A 575-nucleotide genomic window follows, 5' to 3' on the forward strand; every position below is an offset into this window, starting at 1 on the left:
CGGAGTTGCCGCGCCAGCGCATCGAGTATGACCTGACCGAAGACCAGAAGATCTGCCCGTGCTGCCAGGGCTCGATGCACCGCTTGGGCGAGGAAGTCAGCGAGCAGTTGCACATCGAAGCAAAGGTCTCCGTACTGCAGCACGTCCGCTTCAAATACGCGTGTCGGCACTGCGAGCGCAATGCCGAACGCACGCCGGTGGTGACCGCGCCGATGCCGGTGCAACCACTGCCGGGCAGCAACGCAAGCCCGGCAATGCTAGCGACGGTGACCATCGGCAAGTACGTTGACGGCACGCCGCTGTATCGTATGGAAGATGCGCTGGGGCGCGCCGGCATTGCAGTCGGCCGCGGCACGCTGGCGAACTGGATCATCCGGCCCGCGCAATTGCACTACAGCCGGCTGTACGAGGCGCTGCGTCGCACGCTGCTGTCGCAACCACTGATCCATGGCGACGAAACGACGGTGCAGGTGCTCAAGGAGGAAGGCAAGACCGCACAGAGCAAGTCGTACATGTGGGTGTATCGCAGCGCGGAGGACTGCGAGCAACCGGTGGTGCTGTTCGACTATCAACCG

1 protein-coding gene is annotated in these 575 nt (G+C 63.7%); it reads left to right on the forward strand.

Features of this window, described 5'->3' with window-relative positions; all coding sequences use genetic code 11:
* Window positions 1-575 (forward strand): IS66 family transposase (gene tnpC, locus KHO41_RS41085; RefSeq protein WP_211958903.1); only part of this gene is annotated, 575 nt, incomplete at both ends.

Origin of the sequence: Cupriavidus numazuensis, from assembly GCF_905397435.1 — a bacterium.
Lineage (GTDB): Bacteria > Pseudomonadota > Gammaproteobacteria > Burkholderiales > Burkholderiaceae > Cupriavidus > Cupriavidus numazuensis.